The organism is Cryobacterium shii (assembly GCF_004402595.1).
Lineage (GTDB): Bacteria > Actinomycetota > Actinomycetes > Actinomycetales > Microbacteriaceae > Cryobacterium > Cryobacterium shii.
Window position 1 is genome coordinate 1 of sequence record NZ_SOFY01000044.1, and the last position, 14,509, is coordinate 14,509.

The 14,509-nt window shown below is 70.7% G+C and carries 17 protein-coding genes; 15 read left to right on the top strand and 2 right to left on the bottom strand.

Annotation, left to right across the window (positions count from 1 at the left end):
- Positions 1 to 568: C40 family peptidase (locus tag E3O49_RS08335; protein ID WP_174235692.1), on the top strand; the 568-nt coding region annotated here is incomplete at its 5' end.
- Between the two features lie 122 nt (positions 569 to 690).
- Here E3O49_RS08335 and ppa read toward each other — a convergent pair.
- Positions 691 to 1,182: an inorganic diphosphatase gene (gene ppa / locus E3O49_RS08340; RefSeq protein ID WP_134366850.1), complete on the bottom strand. Its 492-nt coding sequence runs from the start codon at positions 1,180 to 1,182 to the stop codon at positions 691 to 693.
- Between the two features lie 44 nt (positions 1,183 to 1,226).
- Here ppa and tilS point away from each other — a divergent pair, with 44 nt between their 5' ends.
- The 14 genes from tilS to E3O49_RS08410 all read left to right on the top strand — a co-directional run bounded on the left by tilS (position 1,227) and on the right by E3O49_RS08410 (position 13,172).
- Positions 1,227 to 2,267 carry a tRNA lysidine(34) synthetase TilS gene (tilS, locus tag E3O49_RS08345; RefSeq protein ID WP_134366849.1) on the top strand — a complete coding sequence of 347 codons (1,041 nt, stop codon included), beginning with the start codon at positions 1,227 to 1,229 and terminating at the stop codon, positions 2,265 to 2,267.
- Positions 2,248 to 2,799, top strand: coding sequence for a hypoxanthine phosphoribosyltransferase (gene hpt / locus E3O49_RS08350; RefSeq protein ID WP_134366848.1), 552 nt, complete (start codon positions 2,248 to 2,250; stop codon positions 2,797 to 2,799). Before tilS ends, hpt begins: the two co-directional genes overlap by 20 nt.
- A 97-nt stretch (positions 2,800 to 2,896) precedes the next feature.
- Positions 2,897 to 4,894 (top strand): ATP-dependent zinc metalloprotease FtsH, encoded by a 1,998-nt coding sequence (ftsH, locus tag E3O49_RS08355; protein ID WP_134366847.1) that lies wholly within the window; start codon positions 2,897 to 2,899, stop codon positions 4,892 to 4,894.
- 9 nt (positions 4,895 to 4,903) lie between these two features.
- Positions 4,904 to 5,473 carry a GTP cyclohydrolase I FolE gene (gene folE, locus E3O49_RS08360; protein WP_134366846.1) on the top strand — a complete coding sequence of 190 codons (570 nt, stop codon included), beginning with the start codon at positions 4,904 to 4,906 and terminating at the stop codon, positions 5,471 to 5,473.
- Between the two features lie 44 nt (positions 5,474 to 5,517).
- Entirely contained in the window at positions 5,518 to 6,312 is a 795-nt protein-coding gene (folP, locus tag E3O49_RS08365) for a dihydropteroate synthase (RefSeq protein ID WP_134366845.1), read from the top strand.
- Positions 6,309 to 6,674 (top strand): dihydroneopterin aldolase, encoded by a 366-nt coding sequence (gene folB / locus E3O49_RS08370; RefSeq protein WP_134366844.1) that lies wholly within the window; start codon positions 6,309 to 6,311, stop codon positions 6,672 to 6,674. The genes folP and folB overlap by 4 nt, the downstream gene beginning before the upstream one ends.
- Positions 6,671 to 7,192, top strand: a complete 522-nt coding sequence (folK, locus tag E3O49_RS08375; RefSeq protein WP_134366843.1) for a 2-amino-4-hydroxy-6-hydroxymethyldihydropteridine diphosphokinase — start codon at positions 6,671 to 6,673, stop codon at positions 7,190 to 7,192. The genes folB and folK overlap by 4 nt, the downstream gene beginning before the upstream one ends.
- Positions 7,189 to 7,659: a DUF3180 domain-containing protein gene (locus E3O49_RS08380; RefSeq protein WP_134366842.1), complete on the top strand. Its 471-nt coding sequence runs from the start codon at positions 7,189 to 7,191 to the stop codon at positions 7,657 to 7,659. The genes folK and E3O49_RS08380 overlap by 4 nt, the downstream gene beginning before the upstream one ends.
- A complete protein-coding gene (locus tag E3O49_RS08385; RefSeq protein ID WP_134366841.1) occupies positions 7,652 to 8,149 on the top strand; it encodes a PH domain-containing protein in 498 nt (165 codons plus the stop codon). The genes E3O49_RS08380 and E3O49_RS08385 overlap by 8 nt, the downstream gene beginning before the upstream one ends.
- A complete protein-coding gene (locus tag E3O49_RS08390) occupies positions 8,146 to 9,708 on the top strand; it encodes a PH domain-containing protein (protein WP_134366840.1) in 1,563 nt (520 codons plus the stop codon). The genes E3O49_RS08385 and E3O49_RS08390 overlap by 4 nt, the downstream gene beginning before the upstream one ends.
- Positions 9,705 to 10,484: a Rossmann-like and DUF2520 domain-containing protein gene (locus E3O49_RS08395; protein WP_134451351.1), complete on the top strand. Its 780-nt coding sequence runs from the start codon at positions 9,705 to 9,707 to the stop codon at positions 10,482 to 10,484. The genes E3O49_RS08390 and E3O49_RS08395 overlap by 4 nt, the downstream gene beginning before the upstream one ends.
- 32 nt (positions 10,485 to 10,516) lie before the next feature.
- The gene (gene panC / locus E3O49_RS08400) at positions 10,517 to 11,386 is read left to right on the top strand and encodes a pantoate--beta-alanine ligase (protein WP_241981074.1); all 870 of its coding nucleotides are present in this window, start codon (positions 10,517 to 10,519) and stop codon (positions 11,384 to 11,386) included.
- Between the two features lie 12 nt (positions 11,387 to 11,398).
- Positions 11,399 to 12,940 carry a lysine--tRNA ligase gene (lysS, locus tag E3O49_RS08405; protein WP_134403054.1) on the top strand — a complete coding sequence of 514 codons (1,542 nt, stop codon included), beginning with the start codon at positions 11,399 to 11,401 and terminating at the stop codon, positions 12,938 to 12,940.
- Positions 12,941 to 12,947: 7 nt separating this feature from the next.
- Complete coding sequence (locus E3O49_RS08410) at positions 12,948 to 13,172, top strand: hypothetical protein (protein WP_134366836.1); 225 nt, start codon at positions 12,948 to 12,950, stop codon at positions 13,170 to 13,172.
- Here E3O49_RS08410 and E3O49_RS08415 read toward each other — a convergent pair.
- Positions 13,165 to 14,421 (bottom strand): ROK family transcriptional regulator, encoded by a 1,257-nt coding sequence (locus tag E3O49_RS08415; RefSeq protein WP_241976075.1) that lies wholly within the window; start codon positions 14,419 to 14,421, stop codon positions 13,165 to 13,167. The genes E3O49_RS08410 and E3O49_RS08415 overlap by 8 nt on opposite strands.
- Positions 14,422 to 14,509 lie beyond the last annotated feature (88 nt).

The window sequence follows — 14,509 nt, forward strand, 5'->3', positions numbered from 1 at the left end:
CCAGGCACCCGCAGCGGCCGTCCGTCCGGCGCCGGCCGCCCAGCCGGCTCCCGCTGCGGCTAAGCCGGCTGCTCCGGCTCCTGCGCCGGCTCCTGCTCCTGCGCCGGCACCCGCACCTGCGCCGGCACCTGCGCCGGCACCCGCACCTGCGCCGGCTCAGCCGGCCGCCTCGGCACCGACCCCCAACGCGAGCGCCGTCGACACGGCACTGAACTTCGCCCGTCAGCAGCTCGGCGACCGCTACCAACTGGGCGGATCCGGTCCCGACGTCTGGGACTGCTCCGGCCTGACCAAGGCCGCCTACGGTGCGGCCGGCGTCTACGTCGGGCCGCATTCGGCGACCGCGCAGTACCGCACGATGGCCAACCAGGGCCGGCTGGTGTCGTTCAGCCAGGTTCAGCGCGGCGACCTCGTCTTCTGGGGCGGCGGCGGCGACTACTACCACGTGGCCATCTACGTGGGCGGCGGGCAGGTGCTCGAGGCTCCGGACGTCGGCAAGCCGGTGCGCATCCACAGCATCTGGTCGCCCGGGGACGTAGCCCCGTACGTCGGCCGGCCCACCGGCTGACCCCGACCCCTCATCCGGCCGGCCCTTCTACGCCGAACCGTGAGAAAAGCCCCTTCCCGGACTCCGGGAAGGGGCTTTTCTCACGGTTCGGCGAGTGTGTGTGGGTGTTGGAGGAGCGGAGGCTAGTGGCCCTCGGTCGCCAGCTTCTCGATCCCGTCGCGCACGATCTGGTCGGCTTCGGCGGCGTCGCCCCAGCCCTCGGTCTTGACCCACTTGCCGGGTTCGAGGTCCTTGTAGTGCTCGAAGAAGTGCTCGATTTCCTTGCGCGTGTACTCCGGGATGTCCTTGACATCCTGGATGTGGTCCCAGCGCGGGTCGCCGGCCGGAACGGCGATGACCTTCGCGTCTGAGCCGCCGTCATCCGTCATGTTGAACACGCCGACCGGACGCACGGAGAGCCCGACGCCCGGAAAGAGCGGGAAGTCGAGCAGCACGAGAACGTCGACCGGGTCGCCGTCCAGGCCGAGGGTGTTCTCGAAGAAGCCGTAGTCGGTCGGGTAGACGAAGCTCGTGTAGAGCACCCGGTCCAGGTAGACCCGGCCGGTCTCGTGGTCGACCTCGTACTTGTTACGGCTCCCACGGGGGATTTCGATTACTGCGTCGTATGCGGCCATGGCCTGTTTCTCCCTTGATCAAAGTCTGCCGCTAACGTTACTGGATGGAGTCCCCCCGCCGTCCGAGGCTCAGCCCGGCCATCGCCGATGTGCGGCGGATGGTGCGTGAGCTGCTCCCCGAGGCCGGTCTCGTGCTGGTCGGGCTGAGCGGGGGAGCCGACTCGCTCGCCCTCGCCGCCGCCACCGCCTTCGAGGCGTCGCGCGCCGGCCTGGGCGCCGGGGCGGTCATCGTCGACCACGCGCTGCAGGCCGGCTCGGCCGAGGTCGCCGCCGAGGCGGCCCGTCAGGCCGGTGCGCTCGGCCTCGACCCGGTGCTCACCCTGCGGGTCACCGTCGACGAAGGCGCGGGTGCCGGCGGGCCGGAGGCCTCCGCCCGCCAGGCGCGGTACGCGGCGTTCGACCGGGCGCTGGCGGAGACCGGTGCGAGCCACGTGCTGCTCGGCCACACCCTCGACGACCAGGCCGAGACCGTGCTGCTCGGGCTGGCGCGGGGCTCCGGCCCGACCAGCCTGCAGGGGATGAGCGCCGTCAGCGGGCCGTTCCTGCGGCCGCTGCTGGGCATTCGCCGAGCCGTGACGCGCCGGTTCTGCCTCGACGTCGGACTGACGCCCTGGCAGGACCCCCATAATCTCGATCGAAGATTCGCGCGGGTGCGGGTGCGGCACACCGTGCTGCCGCTGCTCGAGGACGAACTGGGCCCGGGCGTCGCCGAGGCGCTCGCGCGCACGGCCGACCACCTGAGGGAGGACTCCGGCGCCCTGGACGACCTGGCCCGGCAGCGGGCCGAGGAGCTCTGCGAACTAAGTACGGGCGGCGTGCGGCTGGCGGTGAGCGGGCTGGAAGCGAACCCGCCCGCGCTGCGGCAGCGGATCATCCGTTTCGCGGTAGAGCGCGAATTCGGCGCATCCCTGGAACGGGTGCACACGCTGGCCGCGCTTCGGCTGGTCACCGACTGGCACGGACAGAAGGCGCTGGACCTGCCAGGCGTTAGAGTTGTACGGCAGGACGGTTGGCTGATTTTCGCCGCGCCTGGACACACTCCAAGCAAAGGAACATCCCGCTCCCATGGAACCCCGCGACATTGAAGGCGACCTCACCGAGATTCTGATCGATGAGGAGCAGATCCGGGCCAGGCTCGCCGAGCTGTGTCGCGTGATCGAGAAGGACTACGCCGGCAAGGACCTGCTGCTGGTCGGCGTTCTCAAGGGCGCGGTCATGGTCATGGCGGATCTGGCCCGCGAACTCGTGCACCCGATCACGATGGACTGGATGGCGGTGAGCTCCTACGGCTCCGGCACGCAGTCCAGCGGCGTCGTCCGCATCCTCAAGGACCTTGACACCGACCTGCACGGGCGGAACGTCCTGATCGTCGAGGACATCATCGACTCCGGGCTGACGCTCTCCTGGCTGCTCGCCAACCTCAAGTCGCGCGGACCCGAATCCGTCGAGATCTGCGCGCTGCTGCGGAAGCCCGCCGCGGCTCGCGTCGACATCGACGTGAAGTACCTCGGATTCGACATCCCGAACCAGTTCGTCGTCGGCTACGGCCTCGACTTTGACGAGCGCTACCGCAACCTGCGCTCGGTCGGCGTGCTCGCCCCGCACATCTACGCCTGACCCGCACGGAGCGCTGACACCCTGGCGCTGACACACATAGCGCTTTGGGCGAACACACGGTTCCCGCTCAGTGGCGGCAAGGTAGCCTGTGACCACGATGAACGTCAAGAAGCTACTGCGCGGGCCGCTCCTCTACATTCTGCTGGCATTTGTTGCCGTCTGGGTAGGGTCGAGCCTCATTACCATGTCGGGATTCAAAGAGATTTCGACCCAACAGGGGCTCGAGTTCCTCAAGGACGGGAAGGTCTCCGAGGCCAAGATCGTCGACGGCGAGCAGCGCGTCGACCTGACCCTGACCAAGGCCGATCCGAAACTCGGCAGCGAGGTGCAGTTCTACTACGTCGCCCCGCGCGGCGAGGAGATCATCACCGCCGTCACGAACGCAGACCCGAAGAACGGTTTCACCGACGAGGTGCCCAAATCGAGCTGGTTCCTGTCCCTGCTCGGGATCCTGTTGCCGCTGCTGCTGATCGGCGTGTTCTTCTGGTTGATGCTCTCCGGCATGCAGGGAGGGGGCAACAAGGTCATGCAGTTCGGCAAGTCCAAGGCCAAGCTCGTCTCCAAGGAGAGCCCCCAGGTCACGTTCGCGGATGTCGCGGGCGCCGACGAGGCGATCGAAGAACTCGAAGAGATCAAGGACTTCCTCAAGGAACCGGCCAAGTTCCAGGCCGTCGGCGCGCGCATCCCGAAGGGCGTTCTGCTCTACGGCCCTCCCGGCACCGGAAAGACTCTCCTCGCCCGCGCCGTGGCCGGTGAGGCCAACGTGCCCTTCTACGCCATTTCCGGTTCCGACTTCGTCGAGATGTTCGTCGGCGTCGGCGCGAGCCGCGTGCGCGACCTGTTCCAGCAGGCCAAGGAAAATGCCCCGGCCATCATCTTCATCGACGAAATCGACGCCGTCGGGCGCCACCGCGGCGCCGGCATGGGCGGCGGTCACGACGAGCGTGAGCAGACCCTCAACCAGCTCCTGGTCGAGATGGACGGCTTCGACGTCAAGGCCAACGTCATCCTGATCGCTGCGACGAACCGTCCGGACATCCTCGACCCGGCGCTGCTGCGCCCCGGCCGGTTCGACCGTCAGATCGGCGTGGACGCCCCCGACATGCTCGGACGCAAGCGCATCCTCGAGGTGCACTCCAAGGGCAAGCCCATGGCCCCCGGCGTCGACCTCGAGGTGCTGGCCCGCAAGACTCCCGGCTTCACCGGCGCCGACCTGGCCAACGTGCTGAACGAGGCCGCCTTGCTGACGGCCCGCTCCAACGCCCAGCTGATCGACAACCGCGCCCTGGACGAGGCCGTCGACCGGGTGATGGCGGGTCCGCAGCGCCGCAGCCGGGTCATGCGCGACAAGGAAAAACTGATCACCGCGTACCACGAGGGCGGCCACGCGCTGGTCGCGACCGCGATGCGCAACACCGACCCGGTGACGAAGATCACGATCCTGCCCCGCGGTCGCGCCCTCGGCTACACGATGGTGATGCCGGTCGAAGACCGCTACTCCGTCACGCGCAATGAGTTGCTCGACCAGCTCGCCTACGCCATGGGCGGCCGGGTGGCCGAGGAGATCATCTTCCACGACCCCACCACCGGCGCCTCGAATGACATCGAGAAGGCCACGTCCACAGCCCGCAAGATGGTCACCGAGTTCGGGATGAGTTCGGCCGTCGGCCCGCTCAAGCTGGGCCAGGGATCCGGTGAGGTCTTCCTCGGCCGCGACATGGGCCACCAGCGCGACTACTCCGAAAGGGTCGCCGAGAGCGTCGACGCCGAGGTGCGCCAGCTCCTCGAAGACGCGCACGACGAGGCCTACGAGGTGCTGAACACCAACCGGGAGATCCTGGACCGGCTGGCCGCGGCGCTGCTCGAGCACGAAACGCTCGACCAGCACGCGCTGGCCGATATCTTCGAGGGCGTCGTCAAGCTCCCGACCCGGCCGCAGTGGCTGTCCAGCGACAAGCGCCCCGTCTCCGACCAGCCTCCCATCCCGATGCCGGCACCCAAGATCTCCGCCCCGACCGGCGTGCTCGACGGCGACGCCGTCGCGAGCAAGCCGGCCCGCACGCCGGCCCGCAGCCCCCGTCCCGCCACCGCCTAGGTCGCGCCGGTGGCAGTAGACAGGGCGCGGATCGAAGCCGCGGTCGCCGAGATCATCGCCGCAATCGGCGAGGATGTCGCCCGGCCGGGGCTCGAGGCGACGCCCCGGCGGGTAGCGGAGTCCTACGCTGAATTCTTCGCGGGGCTCGACGTCGACCCGGTCGACCACCTGCGCGACACCATCCCGGTGGGACCCCACACGGGCGAGCTCGTGCTGCTGCGGGACATCGCCTTCCGGTCGGTCTGCGAACACCACCTGCTGCCGTTCCTCGGCACCGCCCACCTCGCCTACCTGCCCGACGAACGCGTCGTCGGGCTGGGCAAGCTGCCCGCCGTGGTCGACACCCTGGCCACCCGGCCCCAGCTGCAGGAGCGGCTGACCGAGGAAATCGCCGAGGCCCTGCACACGGGGCTCCGGCCGCGCGGGGTGCTCGTGGTCCTCGACGCCGTGCACGGCTGCGTGACCGCCCGCGGCCCGAGGCAGTCCGCCAGCTCGACCGTCACCATGGCCAGCCGCGGCGAGCTGTCCGAGCCCGCCGCGCGCGCCGAGATCATGGCCCTGATCGGGGCCGGGCGGTGACGCCCCCGCATTCGTCGGCGCCGACCCCGCCGAGGACCCTGGTGATGGGGGTGCTCAACGTCACCCCGGACTCCTTCAGCGACGGCGGGAAGTGGGCCTCCACGGATGCCGCCATCGCCCACGCCCTCGCGCTCACGGGCGAGGGGGCCGATTTGATCGATGTGGGCGGCGAGTCCACTCGCCCCGGCGCCGGCCGCGTCTCGCCCGCCGAGGAGCAATCCCGGATCATCCCGGTGATCACCGAACTGGCCCGCCAGGGTCTCCGGATCAGTGTGGACACCCTCAACTCCGGCACCGCCGCGGCGGCCGCCGCCGCCGGCGCGAGCGTCATCAATGACGTCTCCGGGGGACTGGCCGACCCGGTGATGGCATCCGTCGCTGCGGACAGCGGGCTCACCTACGTGGCCATGCACTGGCGCGGACACGCCCGGAAGATGGACGCGCTGGCCCGGTACGGCGATGTCGTCGCCGACGTGCGCGCCGAACTCTCCGCCCGGGTGGAGGCGCTCACCGAGGCCGGCGTGCTGCGGGGCAACATCGTGCTCGACCCCGGTCTGGGCTTCTCGAAACTGCCCGAGCACAACTGGCAACTGCTCGCGCACCTGACGTCCTTCGCCGACCTGGGGCTTCCCGTGATGGTGGGCGCGTCCCGGAAACGGTTCCTGGCCGGGGCGCTCCCCGCCGACGTCGGCCTCTCCGAGCGCGACCTGCCGACCGCGGTGGTCAGCGTGCTGGCGGCCCAGGCCGGCGCCTGGGCGGTTCGCGTGCACGACGTCGCGGCGACGCGCACGGCACTGAACGTGCTCGCACTGGTCGACTCGGCCACAATGGAACTATGAGAAGCGACTCCATCACGTTGACCGGGCTCCGAGTCAACGCGCATCACGGCGTCTACGACTTCGAGCGTGAGAACGGTCAGGACTTCGTCATCGACGTGACGGTCTGGCTCGACCTGCAGCGGGCCGCGGCGTCCGACGACGTGACCCAGACCATCCACTACGGCGAACTCGCCGTCGAGGTCACCGATGCAGCCCGGCACAACCCGGTCGACCTGATCGAAACCGTGGCCGAGCGCATCGCCGCCGTGGTCCTGGCCCACGACGTGGCCGAGCGGGTGCAGGTGACGGTGCACAAGCCGCAGGCGCCGATCTCCGTGCCGTTCACGGATGTCGCGGTGCAGATCCTGCGGACCCGCGAATGAGCGGGCAGCCGGCGCTGCTGGCCCTCGGGAGCAACCTCGGCGACCGGGCGGCCACCCTCGCGGCGGCCGTGAACGAGCTGGCCGGGATTCACGGGCTCGAGCTGACCGCCGTGTCCCCGGTGTACGAATCGGTCGCGGTGAAGCCGCACGGCGTCGACGAGAACGCGCCCCGGTACCTCAACCTGGTGGTGGGCATCCGTTACGACGGCGACCCGCACACCCTGCTGGACGCCGTGAACGCCATCGAGAACGACCACGGCCGGGTGCGCGCCGAGTGGTGGGGTGATCGCACCCTGGACATCGACATCATCGCCTTCGACGACCTCGAAATCGATGACGCCCGCCTGACCCTCCCGCACCCTCGGGCCTGGGAGCGCGACTTCGTGCTGGCCCCGTGGCTGGACCTCGACCCCGAGGCCGTCCTGCCGGGGCACGGCACGGTGCGCGCGTTGCTCGCCGCCGTCGGCTCCACGGTGCGGCCCTACCGTCTGCCGCACGACATCGGCGGCGCCCGGTGAAGCGCACCCGCGCGACACCCGTCATCGCCCTGACCATGCTGGGCCTGGTCGTCGGCTTCCTGGTCGAAATCACCTCGGCGGCGACCGGGGCCGCGATGGTCCTGCCCCCGGCCACGCTGCCGGTGGCCCTGGTCGGAATCGCCATCGCCGTGGTGGCGCTGGCGTGGCCGATCCGGCAGGCGACCCGGGGCAAGGTGCGCCGGCACGTCAACCCCTTCCTCGCCATGCGCGTTGCCGTCCTGGCGAAGGCCTCAGCGCTGAGCGGGGCGCTGATGCTCGGCTTCGGCCTCGGCATCGTGCTCTACGCCCTGACCCGGTCCGTGATGCCGGCGGCAACGTCGGTCTGGTCCGCACTCGGGATGGCGCTCGGGGCCGCGATCCTGCTGACCCTCTGTCTCGTCGCCGAGCACTTCTGCACGCTCCCCCCGGACGACGAGGACGACGAGCAGGGCGGAATACGTGCCTGAGACCGCCGGACGACTGGACCTGCCCGAGGCGGGTGAGTGGAAGCGCGTCTCGCCCAGGTACGTGGTGGTGGAGATCGTCGGGACGGTGCTCTTCGGCCTGGCCCTGTGCGCCGCAGCCTCCGCGCTGTGGCTGGTCGCGGACGTGCAGTGGGCGCCGTACCTGCTCGCGGCCATCATCGTGATCACGGCGGTCACGGTCGCGTTCGAACCGCGCCGGGTGCGCGCCATCGGCTACCAGCTGCGCCAGGACGACCTGCTCTTCCGGCGGGGCATCATGTTCACCCGGTTCGTGTCGGTTCCCTACGGGCGGATGCAGCTGGTCGACATCACCCGCGGACCGATCGCGCGCCGGCTGGGACTCGCCGACCTCAAGTTCGTGACGGCCGCCGCCTCTTCCGGAGTCCTCATCCCCGGGCTCACCGAGGCGGATGCGGAGAGCCTGCGCGACGCTCTCGTCGAACTGGCCGAGAGCCGTCGGGCCGGACTGTGACCGAGCTGGCCGACGGGGAGTGGCACCGGCTGCACCCGGCCAGCCCCCTGCTGCGCGGCGGAATCTTCATCGTCGCGGTGCTCGGCTTCATCGTCGCGAACCTGCGCGAACGCCTGGTCGACTTCTTCCTGGGGGTTCCACGCTACGGCGGTGACCCGATCGACGAGATCCTCGAGCGCGGCGCCGTCGGCTGGGCCCTGCTCGGACTCACGGCCGTGCTGATCGCGATCCTGGCGGGCTTCTACCTGTCCTGGCGCATGCACACCTTCCGGGTCACCGGCGAGGTGGTCGAGGTGCGCAGCGGCCTGGTCTTCCGCAGCAACCGCCGTGCCCGCCTCGACCGGATCCAGGGCGTCAACATCGTGCGCCCCTTCGTGCCGCGCCTGTTCGGAGCCGCGAAGCTCGAGGTGAGCGTGGCCGGCCAGGACGCGAACGTGCAGCTCGCCTACCTGGGGTCGGCCAACGCGGACCAGCTGCGCCGGGACATCCTTCGCCTCGCGTCAGGTCTGCGGCAGCCCGCGCCGGTGCAGCCGGGCGCCGCCGCTCCCCTCGAGGGTGCCGCCGCCGTGGTCCCCGGCGCGGGAACCCCGGCCGGGCTCGGCGCGTTCGCCGCCCACCGGGCCGCCGACTTCTTCGCTCCCGAGCTTGACCCCGACGCGGCGCCGCCGGAATCCGTCGTGCGGATCCCGCCCGGACGGCTGATCGGCTCCGTCCTCTTCAGCAGGTTCACGGTCTTCCTGGTCCTGGCGGCCATCGCCCTGGCCGTCTTCGGCTGGACCGCCGACACCGGCGGCTGGCTGCTCGTGGTCATCCTGCCGGGCCTGATCGCGAGCGTCAGCTTCTACTTTTCCCGCGTCACCAGGTCGCTGCGCTACAGCATCGCCGGCACCGCCGACGGCGTGCGGGTCGGGTTCGGCCTGCTGACCACCAGCAACGAGACCCTGCCGCCGGGCCGCATCCACGCCATCCGTGTCTCCCAGCCCATCCTCTGGCGCCCGTTCGGCTGGTGGCAGGTGCACATCAACACGGCCGGCCACTCCACGAACAAGGGCGCCGGCGGCGAGGCCGACACCACGACGCTGCCGGTGGGCACGCTCGCCGACGTCGCCCGGGTACTCGAACTGATCCTGCCGGGGTTCGACTCCGCGCCTCAGCAGGCCCTGATCGAGCGGGGGCTCCGCTCCACGGGGGGCGACGACGGCTTCACGAACGCGCCGCGCCGCGCCGCCTGGCTGCTGCCGTTCTCCTGGCGCCGCACCGGCTACGCCCTCTCCGAGGGGGTCGCCCTGCTCCGCCGCGGCGTGCTCTCCCGGGAGCTGATCCTCGTTCCTCTGGCCCGGCTGCAGAGCGTGGGCATCAACCAGGGCCCGGTCGAACGGATGCTGCGCCTCGCCTCCGCGCGCCTGCACACCGTCGCCGGACCGGTGGTGGCGACCCTCAGCGTGCTCGACGCGGGCGAAGCCGTGGCGTTGTTCGAGCAGGTCTCGTCCGGAGCGATCACGTCCGCCCAAGCGGACACCACCCACCACTGGAACCTCCCGAACGGAGCCCTCGAATGAGCCAGCGTCCCGGCCGCCTCGGAATCGGCATCATCGGGGCCGGCCACGTCGGCCCCATCCTCGGCGCCGCCCTCGCCGGCGCCGGCCACGCCATCGTCGGAATCTCCGCGATCTCCCAGGCCAGCCGCGACCGGGCGGAGGCCATCCTTCCGTTCGTGCCGATCCTCAGCGTGCGCGAACTGGTCGAGCGCAGCGAACTGGTCATCATCGCGGTACCGGACGCCCAGCTGGAGAGCCTGGTCAGCGGGCTCGCCGCAACCGGCACCTGGCAGGCCGGACAACTCGTGCTGCACACCTCGGCGCGCTACGGCACCGCGGTGCTGGCGCCGGCGCAGGCCGGCGGCGCCATCCCCCTGGCCATTCACCCGGCCATGAGCTTCACCGGCACCAGCATCGACCTGGCCCGTCTGGCCGACACCTACTTCGCCGTGACCGCGCCGACCCCGGTGCTGCCGATCGGGCAGGCCCTCGTCGTGGAGATGGGCGGCGAGCCCGTGATCGTCGCGGAGGCCGACCGGGCCCGGTACGCCGAGGCCGTGGAGACCGCGACCGCGTTCTCCACCTCGATCGTGGAGCAGGCCACCGGGCTGCTCTCGGGGATCGGGATCGAACATCCGGGGGCCGTGATCGCCCCCCTGATGCGCTCGGCGATGGAGAATGCGCTGGCCCGCACCAGCCCCGACCGGCTCGACCTCTCGCACCTCGAGGGGCTCGGGGGTCCGGCCGGACTCGACCCCCCTGACCGGCCCGACGACCGCGACGATTTCGACGAATGATTCAACCGCAACACACCGGAGGACGAGTGAACGTGCTCACCACACCAGAAGTAATCACCAGCATCGACGAGTTGCGGAGCCGCTTGGCCTCCGCACGGGAGCGGGCCGTTCCCGGCGACGCGCGGATCGTCCTGGTGCCGACCATGGGCGCCCTGCACGCCGGCCACCTGACCCTGGTGCGCCGCGCCCGCAGCCGGGGGGACATCGTCGTGGTCTCCATTTTCGTGAACCCGCTGCAATTCGGGGCGGGAGAGGACCTGAACACCTACCCGCGCACCCTGGACGCGGACGTCGCCGCCCTGGCCGAGGAGGGCGTTGACTTCGTCTTCGCCCCGACCAGCCAGGTGATGTACCCGGCGGGCGCAGCCTCCACCCGGGTCACCGCCGGCGCCGTGGGCGCGCTGTACGAGGGCGCCGCGCGCCCCGGCCACTTCGACGGCATGCTCACCGTGGTGGCGAAGCTGTTCAACATCGTCGGCCCCGACCTGGCCGTCTTCGGCCAGAAGGATGCCCAGCAGGTCTTCCTGGTCGAACGGATGCTGGCCGACCTCGACTTCCGGCTCGCCCTCGAGATCGTGCCGATCGTGCGCGAAGAGGGCGGACTGGCCCTCTCCAGCCGCAACCGCAACCTCGATCCCGCCCAGCGCCTGGCCGCACGGTCGCTGAGCGCCGGTCTCGACGCGGCGGCATCCGCTGCCCCCCAGGGCGTCGCCGCCGCGCTGGCCGCGGCCCACGCGCGGATCGACGTTCAGCCGCTGGTTAAACTGGACTATCTCGTTGTCGTGGATCCGCGGACTTTCCTTCCGGTCGGCGCCGACCACGTCGGGCCGGCCCGGATGCTGGTCGCGGCGCTGGTCGGGAACACCCGACTGATCGACAACGTGGCCCTGGACATCCCCTAGACGGAGAACCGCATGAGCGAGCAGCAGAACCCCGAACCGACCGACGCCGAGAACGCCGCGGCAGCCGCAGCAGCGGAGGCCGAAAGCAACGAGCAGAAGCTCGTGCGCCTGGCCAAGCGTGACCGCTTGAACGCCGCCGCGACCGGCCCCGGCGGGGGTGCCTACCCGGTGTCGGTGCCCGTGACCGACACGATCCCGGCCGTCCGCGCGCGCTTCGGCGACCTCGAAGCGGATGCCGTCACCGGCGTCACCGTCGGCCTCGCCGGCCGCGTCGTGCACCTGCGCAACACCGGAAAGCTCTGCTTCGCCAGTCTCCAGTCCGGCGACGGCACCCGCATCCAGGTCATGGTCTCCCTCAGCGAGGTGGGCGAGGAGTCCCTCGCCGCCTGGAAGGACCTCGTCGACCTGGGCGACCACCTGTTCGTCTCCGGCGAGGTCATCTCCTCCCGCCGCGGTGAGCTGTCGATCATGGCGGCGGAGTGGCAGGTCGCCGCGAAGGCGCTGCTGCCGCTTCCCAACCTGCACACCGAGCTCAGCGAGGAGACCCGGGTGCGCAGCCGGTACCTCGACCTGATCAGCCGCGAACAGGCCCGCCGCAGCGTCGTGCAGCGCTCGCAGACGGTCGCGAGCCTGCGCCGCACCTTCACCGAGCGCAATTTCATCGAGATCGAGACGCCGATGCTGCAGGTCATGCACGGCGGCGCATCCGCCCGCCCCTTCACGACGCACAGCAACGCGTTCGACACGGACCTGTACCTGCGGATCGCCCCCGAGCTGTTCCTCAAGCGAGCCGTCGTCGGCGGCATCGACCGGGTCTATGAGATCAACCGCAACTTCCGCAACGAGGGCGCCGACTCCACCCACTCGCCCGAGTTCGCGATGCTCGAGGCCTATGAGGCATACGGCGACTACAACTCCATCGCCGACCTCACCCAGACCCTGATCCAGGATGCCGCGCTGGCCATCGCCGGCTCGCATGTGGTGACCTGGGCCGACGGCACCGAGTTCGACCTCAGCGGCGACTGGGACCGGATCGGCATGTACGACAGCCTGTCCGCGGCCGTCGGCTACCTCATCTCATCCGAAACCCCGCTCGCCGAGCTCCAGACGCTGGCCGACCGGGAGGGCCTGGAGATCGACCACCCCATCCACGGCAAGTACGTCGAGGAACTGTGGGAGCACTTCGTGAAGGGCGGACTGACCCGCCCCACGTTCGTGATGGACTTCCCGATCGACACCAGCCCGCTCGTGCGCGGCCACCGGGAGACCGCCGGCGTGGTCGAGAAGTGGGACCTCTACGTGCGCGGCTTCGAACTGGCCACCGGCTACTCCGAGCTCGTCGACCCGGTCGTGCAGCGGGAGCGCTTCATCGAGCAGGCCCGTCTCGCGGCCGGCGGAGACCCGGAGGCGATGCGCCTGGACGAGGAATTCCTGCGCGCCCTCGAGTACGGGATGCCGCCCACCGGCGGCATGGGCATGGGCATCGACCGCCTGCTGATGGCGTTGTCCGGCCTCGGCATCCGGGAGACCATTCTGTTCCCGTTGGTGAAATGATGGACGCATGAGCATCACGCCCTCCGACACGCCGAACCCCCACACGCCCGCCTCCGGCACGCCGAACCCCCACACGCCCGCCTCCGGCACCCCCGCGCCCGGCGAGCCCACCGAATCCGGCTGGCCCCGGCGGAACGGGCCCTCGCGGAACCGGATCGTGGTCTGGATCATCGGCGGCGGCATCGGCCTGTACCTGGTCGTCACCGGCCTCTACGGCATCCTGGTCAAATAGGAAGTCGCCGCGCCCGCGGGGCGGTCTGCCCGGCGGAGTGCGGGGCGAGCTCCTGGTGCAGGATGAGGGCGGCCGCGCCGACGGCGGCGGCGTCTGCGACGTGGGCGGAGAGGCGCACCTGCACGCGGTGCCGCGCCCGGGCGAAGAACCCCTCCGCCAGGCGGCGCTCGGCCGCAACGAGGTAGAGCGGGCCGGCCGTGGCGAAGGAGGGGCCGGCCAGCACGATCGAGTCCAGGTCGAGGATGTTGGCGACCGCGACGATGGCCGTGGCCAGGTGGTCGGCCGACCGGGTGATCAGCTCCAGGGCGAACGGGTCGCCGTCGACGGCGGCCGCGGCGACGAGCTCGAAGTCGAGGAACGGGTCTCCCTCGGGGGACAGCTCAACGGCCGACCGGCGTCCCTCGGCGAGACCGGCCCGCGCGCTGGCCGCGATCGCCTTCGGCCCGGCGAGGTCCTCCACGGTGGCTCCCGGTCCCGCCCCGTCGGGGGCGCTCACCCAGAGCTGGCCGATCTCGCCGGCGTTCGAGCTGGCGCCGCGGTAGACAGTGCCGCCGAGCACGATGCCCGATCCGATCCCGGCGCCCATGTAGACCGTGCAGTGCGCCGCCGTGCCGGCGATGGAGCCGCTCCAGAACTCGCCGATGGCAGCCGCGGTCGCGTCATTGTCGATGGTGACCGGAAACCCGGTCGCGCGCCGGACCGCGTCTCGGATCGGGAAGTCGCGCCAGGCCGCCAGGGTCGGAGGGGCGAGCAGGCTCCCGGAATCAAGGTCCAGCGGGCCCGGGGCCGCGATCCCGATGCCGACCACGCGGCCGGGCGCGACGCCCAGCCCGGTGAGGAGCGCGTCGACCTGGGCGGCCATCCGTGCCACCGTGAGGTCGGGATCGCTAGGCCCGACCCCACGGATGCGGGTGCCTCCCACCAGAGCCCCGCTCAGGTTCGTGACCACGAAGGTGATGAAGTCCGCGCCGAGCTGGATTCCGACGGCGAAGCGGGCGTCCGGGTCGACCTCGAGCAGCACCCGCGGCTTGCCGCCGGTGGACTCGCTCCTGCCGGCCTCCCGCACCAGGCCCTCCCGGATCAACTGCCGCACCACGGTGGACATGGTCGCCTGGGTGAAACCCGTGCGTTCGGCCAGTTCGACCCGGCTGATCGGCCCCGCCGACCGGATCAGATCGAGGACCAGGCCGCGGCTCGTGGCGGTCGTCAACGCCGCGCGGGGCTTCGGTATCCGTCCTCCTTCTGGCACCGGGCAAGCTTAGCCATCAACACTTCACAAAGCCCCCGGGTCGAGCCGAACAGCCCCGTGGACCTGTGCCCTCGCCCACCGTTTTCCC

Coding starts and splice junctions, on each gene's coding strand:
- folK (WP_134366843.1), top strand. CDS start 6,671: ATGAGCGGGCAGCCGGCGCTGCTGGCCCTCGGGAGCAACCTCGGCGAC.
- ppa (WP_134366850.1), bottom strand. CDS start 1,182: ATGGCCGCATACGACGCAGTAATCGAAATCCCCCGTGGGAGCCGTAAC.
- E3O49_RS08395 (WP_134451351.1), top strand. CDS start 9,705: ATGAGCCAGCGTCCCGGCCGCCTCGGAATCGGCATCATCGGGGCCGGC.
- tilS (WP_134366849.1), top strand. CDS start 1,227: ATGGAGTCCCCCCGCCGTCCGAGGCTCAGCCCGGCCATCGCCGATGTG.
- lysS (WP_134403054.1), top strand. CDS start 11,399: ATGAGCGAGCAGCAGAACCCCGAACCGACCGACGCCGAGAACGCCGCG.
- folP (WP_134366845.1), top strand. CDS start 5,518: ATGGGGGTGCTCAACGTCACCCCGGACTCCTTCAGCGACGGCGGGAAG.
- folB (WP_134366844.1), top strand. CDS start 6,309: ATGAGAAGCGACTCCATCACGTTGACCGGGCTCCGAGTCAACGCGCAT.
- E3O49_RS08410 (WP_134366836.1), top strand. CDS start 12,948: ATGAGCATCACGCCCTCCGACACGCCGAACCCCCACACGCCCGCCTCC.
- hpt (WP_134366848.1), top strand. CDS start 2,248: ATGGAACCCCGCGACATTGAAGGCGACCTCACCGAGATTCTGATCGAT.
- ftsH (WP_134366847.1), top strand. CDS start 2,897: ATGAACGTCAAGAAGCTACTGCGCGGGCCGCTCCTCTACATTCTGCTG.